We start from the raw sequence: 5,569 nt of genomic DNA on the forward strand, positions 1-5,569 counted from the left end.
GACTGGGCCGACCGGGGCTGACGGCGCTACCGGCCCAACTGGCGCTACAGGAGCTACCGGCGCTGCGGGTCCGACTGGCGCTACAGGTCCTACCGGCGCTGCAGGAGCTGTCGGCGCTACAGGAGCTACCGGCGCAACGGGTCCTACCGGCGCTACAGGTCCTACCGGTCCCGCCGCCACCGTTACCGCCGCTGCTCCCGTCGCAGATGCAACAAGTGCTGAAGATGTCGTTGAACGCTTCAATGAACTTCTTGCCAACCTGCGTGCCGCCGGACTTCTGGCAACCGACAATGCGTAAAAGGCTGAAATTCTGTGAAAAAGAATGTACCTTGACACATTCGGGCGTCTCGCGCGGTCGCTTGCGACATGTTTCTGCTTCGCGCGAGTACGCATCCTCGCGGAGCGTTTGTTGTTTCATAGAACGCAATTTCCTATGAAACAACAGAAAAACCCCGGAACCTTACGGTTCCGGGGTATCTCTTACGTCTGGACACAATGCGCTTCCTGGAAGCGACTTTATAATATATATACGGTACATCTTCTTGCCTGCTGCGCATACAAGAAGCACCTTTGTTTAATTCATTGATTACTCGATGATAGTAGCAACTCTACCAGATCCTACTGTACGGCCGCCCTCACGGATAGCGAAACGAAGACCCTGCTCCATAGCTACCGGATGAATCAGCTCTACAGTCATCTCTACGTTGTCGCCCGGCATACACATCTCGGTACCAGCCGGTAACTCACAAACGCCTGTTACGTCAGTGGTTCTGAAGTAGAACTGCGGACGATAGTTGTTGAAGAACGGAGTATGACGACCACCCTCGTCTTTTGTCAGAACGTAAACCTGAGCAGTAAATTTCTTATGGCATTTTACAGAGCCCGGTTTAACCAGACACTGACCACGCTGGATGTCAGTTCTCTGAACACCACGAAGCAGAGCACCGATGTTATCACCAGCCTCAGCCTGATCAAGCAGCTTACGGAACATCTCGATACCAGTTACAACAGTCTTACGAGTCTCCTCGTGAATACCAACGATCTCAACCTCATCGTTCAGTTTCAGAGTACCACGCTCAACACGGCCGGTAGCAACAGTACCACGACCTGTGATGGTGAATACGTCCTCGATTGGCATCAGGAACGGCTTATCAGTAGCACGTACCGGATCCGGAATGTAGGAATCTACAGCGTCCATGAGCTCCATGATCTTGTCGCCCCACTCGCCGTTCGGATCTTCAAGAGCCTTCAGAGCAGAACCCTGGATGATCGGTGTGTCATCGCCCGGGAACTCGTACTCGTTCAGCAGGTCTCTGATCTCCATCTCAACCAGCTCAAGCAGCTCCGGATCGTCTACCATATCGCACTTGTTCATGAATACTACGATGTACGGTACGCCTACCTGACGGGAAAGCAGGATGTGCTCTCTTGTCTGAGCCATAACACCATCGGTAGCAGCTACAACCAGAATAGCGCCATCCATCTGAGCAGCACCAGTGATCATGTTCTTAACGTAGTCAGCATGTCCTGGGCAGTCAACGTGTGCGTAATGTCTCTTCTCTGTCTGATACTCAACGTGTGCAGTAGAGATAGTAATACCACGCTCTCTCTCTTCCGGAGCTTTATCGATATCCTCGAAGTTCTCAGCTGTGTTACCAGCTACTCTTGCAGCCAGAACTTTTGTGATAGCTGCTGTCAGGGTTGTTTTACCATGGTCTACGTGTCCGATAGTACCAATGTTACAATGCGGTTTAGTTCTTTCAAACTTTGCTTTTGCCATTTTAAGACGTCCTCCTTAATTTACACCCAATACGGGTATCTCAATTTATGTTAGGCTGACTCTAATTATATTCGATTAGAGCCGTTTTTTCAAGCCTAATATTGCTTTTCCGGGCAGTTATCTGCCCGGAAAAGGCAATATAGTTACATTTTTAATTATTTCTCAGCTTTTCCAGCAAGAACTTTCTCCTGAACGCTCTTCGGAACCTGCTCATATTTCTCAAAGAACATGGAGTAGTTACCACGTCCCTGAGTTCTGGAACGAAGGTCGGTAGAATAACCGAACATCTCTGCCAGCGGAACATAAGCCTTAACCAGCTTGCCGCCGCCGATGTCTTCCATACCCTCGATACGACCACGACGAGAGTTGATATCACCGATGATATCACCCATATACTCTTCCGGCATGGTTACCTCAACCTTCATGATCGGCTCAAGCAGTACCGGGTTACCTTTACGCATAGCATCCTTGAATGCCATGGAACCTGCGATATGGAAAGCCATCTCAGAAGAGTCGACCTCATGGTAGGAACCATCGTATACGTCAGCGTGAACGCCGAGTACCGGGAATCCGCCGAGGATACCTGCCTTAGCAGCCTCTTCGATACCTTCGCCTACAGCCGGGATGTACTCTTTCGGGATAGCACCGCCGACAACGCTGGACTCAAACTTGAAGGTCTCTTCGCCGTTCGGATCCATCGGAGTGAAGTGTACCTTACAGTGACCGTACTGACCACGACCACCAGACTGTTTTGCATACTTGCTGTCTACATCTACAGCCTTTGTGAAGGTCTCTTTGTAAGCTACCTGCGGAGCACCTACGTTAGCTTCAACGTGGAACTCACGAAGCAGACGGTCTACGATAATCTCCAGATGGAGCTCGCCCATACCAGCGATGATTGTCTGACCAGTCTCTTTGTTTGTATAAGCACGGAAGGTCGGATCCTCCTCTGCCAGTTTTGCAAGAGCCTCGCCCATCTTGTCCTGACCAGCTTTGGTCTTCGGCTCGATAGCGATGTCGATAACCGGCTCCGGGAACTCCATGGACTCCAGGATTACCGGATGCTGCTCATCACAGATAGTATCACCTGTGGTGGAGAACTTGAATCCGATCGCTGCTGCGATATCACCGGAGTAAACCTTTTCCAGCTCGTGACGCTTGTTGGCATGCATCTGAAGGATACGTCCAACACGCTCTTTTTTGTCCTTTGTTGCATTCAGTACGTATGAACCGGAGTTCATAACACCTGAGTACACACGGAAGTAAGCCAGCTTACCTACGAACGGGTCGGTCATGATCTTGAATACAAGAGCAGAGAACGGCTCTTCGTCGGAAGAATGTCTTACAGTCTCGTTGCCATCCAGGTCAACACCCTTGATCGGCGGGATGTCAAGCGGAGACGGCATGAACTCGATGATTGCATCCAGGAGCTTCTGAACACCCTTATTTCTGTATGCAGTACCACAGCATACCGGGATTGCCTGACACTCGCAGGTTGCTTTTCTTAATACTTTCTTTAACTCATCTACAGACGGCTCTTCACCCTCAAGGTAAGCCATCATCAGATCGTCGTCCAGCTCGCAGATCTTCTCTACCAGCTCGGTGTGGTAAAGCTCAGCGTCATCCTTCATATCCTCCGGGATATCAAGGATGCTAATGTCCTCACCCTTATCATCATTGTAGATGTATGCTTTCATCTCGAACAGGTCGATAATTCCCTTGAAATCATCTTCCTTGCCGATCGGAAGCTGTAAACAGATAGCATTCTTACCAAGTCTGGTCTTGATCTGCTCTACACAGCCATAGAAGTTTGCACCCAGGATATCCATCTTGTTGATGAATGCCATACGCGGTACATTGTAGGTATCAGCCTGACGCCATACGTTCTCAGACTGCGGCTCTACACCACCCTTAGCACAGAATACACCTACAGCACCGTCCAGTACACGCAGGGAACGCTCAACCTCAACCGTGAAGTCAACGTGTCCTGGAGTATCGATGATGTTGATACGATGCTCCAGAGCGCCTGGTTTCGGTTTGCAGTTTTCCTGCAGAGTCCAGTGACAGGTTGTCGCTGCAGAAGTGATGGTAATACCTCTCTCCTGCTCCTGAGCCATCCAGTCCATGGTAGCAGTACCTTCATGAGTATCACCGATCTTATAGTTAACACCAGTATAATACAGAATACGCTCAGTAGTGGTAGTCTTACCAGCATCGATATGAGCCATAATACCAATATTTCTGGTTCTCTCTAACGGATATTCTCTTCCAGCCAAAGCTTTTTCCTCCTATTAGAATCTGTAATGAGCAAATGCCTTGTTAGCCTCTGCCATCTTATGCATATCTTCTTTCTTCTTCACAGATGCACCAGTGTTGTTAGCTGCATCCAGAATCTCTTTTGCCAGTCTCTCTTCCTGAGTCTTCTCGCCTCTCTTACGGGAGTACAGAGTGATCCAGCGAAGTGCAAGAGCCTGTCTTCTTTCCGGCTTAACCTCGATCGGTACCTGATAGGTAGCACCACCGATACGTTTTGCCTTAACTTCCAGAACCGGCATGATGTTGTTCATTGCCTCTTCGAAAACCTCTACAGCTTCCTTACCGGATTCTGCAGCGACACGATCAAACGCGCCGTATACGATCTTCTGAGCAACGCCCTTTTTGCCGTCCAGCATGATGTTGTTGATTAATTTAGTAACAACCTTGTTGTTGTACAGCGGATCCGCTAATACGTCTCTTTTCTGAGTATGTCCTTTACGTGGCACGTTACTTCCCTCCTTAATATCTGCTCCGGCGGGGAGCCGCGGGAGCCATTCATTAGATCTTAGGTACTCGCATTATTCGCTTAGTGAGGTCTTTCACGAACTTAGCGAATAAGCACACCTGCGAAACGAGCGCGTCTTTCAGCGCGCCACCACGCATGGTGCCTCTTTCTTGGCGACGAATTCAATTTCTTGAACAGCCGTCTTCTTCGCCTTTTCACGAAATTGCTCACCTAAGTCTTGTTGCGTCTCGTGCGCGGTTCTATGATTCCCTGCAACCTACAGGATCAATATCAAAGTCCGGCACATTCATTCTAAATCTAATAGAACTTCTACCTAATTAAAATTATTTCTTGTCTTTCGGTCTCTTAGCGCCGTATTTGGAACGCGCCTGTTTTCTGTTGGCTACGCCTGCAGTATCAAGAGTACCTCTGATGATGTGGTATCTGGTACCTGGTAAGTCTTTTACACGACCACCACGAATCAGAACAACGCTGTGCTCCTGTAAGTTGTGTCCCTCACCCGGGATGTAGCTTGTTACTTCGATACCGTTGGAAAGACGAACTCTGGCGATTTTTCTAAGAGCAGAGTTAGGCTTTTTAGGTGTTGCAGTCTTAACGGCTGTACACACGCCTCTCTTCTGCGGTGCAGAAACGTTGATAGCTTTCTTCTGTAAAGAGTTGTATCCCTTCTGCAGAGCCGGAGCTGTTGATTTCTTTTCAGATGTCTGTCTTCCCTTTCTTACTAACTGGTTAAATGTAGGCATCCTTTTCACCTCCTGTGATATTGTCTGTGGTTGCTTTTTTAAGCTTGTATTTCCGCGCAGAAATTCCTTGAATTTTGCACGCTTACTTATTATAGCTAGTTTGAGTTGCACTGTCAAGGTATAAAATGCAAATTTTTCCCGTAAAATAAAGGGTTTGTTACTGTTCACGCATACGTGCCCAGTAACGGAATTTGCCGTGGCTTCGCATTTAAATACGGCAAATTCCTGCTGCCACCACGTTTTCTTACGGCACTTTCGGTTCCA

General features: G+C 48.7%; 4 protein-coding genes and 1 pseudogene. 1 reads left to right on the top strand and 4 read right to left on the bottom strand.

The genetic code is table 11. The annotated features are described in order from the left end of the window. Positions 1-298, top strand: a pseudogene (locus DW085_RS18465) (collagen-like protein); the annotation flags it as partial. A gap of 288 nt (positions 299-586) precedes the next feature. On the opposite strand, the gene tuf reads toward DW085_RS18465, so the two are convergent. The 4 genes from tuf to rpsL all read right to left on the bottom strand — a co-directional run bounded on the left by tuf (position 587) and on the right by rpsL (position 5,305). After that, positions 587-1,780: an elongation factor Tu gene (tuf, locus tag DW085_RS18470; RefSeq protein ID WP_107000672.1), complete on the bottom strand. Its 1,194-nt coding sequence runs from the start codon at positions 1,778-1,780 to the stop codon at positions 587-589. Between the two features lie 155 nt (positions 1,781-1,935). After that, entirely contained in the window at positions 1,936-4,056 is a 2,121-nt protein-coding gene (gene fusA, locus DW085_RS18475) for an elongation factor G (protein WP_107000673.1), read from the bottom strand. 15 nt (positions 4,057-4,071) lie between these two features. Then, positions 4,072-4,542 (bottom strand): 30S ribosomal protein S7, encoded by a 471-nt coding sequence (gene rpsG, locus DW085_RS18480; RefSeq protein ID WP_022358473.1) that lies wholly within the window; start codon positions 4,540-4,542, stop codon positions 4,072-4,074. Between the two features lie 343 nt (positions 4,543-4,885). After that, complete coding sequence (gene rpsL, locus DW085_RS18485) at positions 4,886-5,305, bottom strand: 30S ribosomal protein S12 (RefSeq protein ID WP_022358472.1); 420 nt, start codon at positions 5,303-5,305, stop codon at positions 4,886-4,888. Between the last annotated feature and the right edge of the window lie 264 nt (positions 5,306-5,569).

The organism is Clostridium sp. AF50-3, from assembly GCF_003477445.1.
Classification (GTDB): domain Bacteria; phylum Bacillota; class Clostridia; order Lachnospirales; family Lachnospiraceae; genus Otoolea; species Otoolea fessa.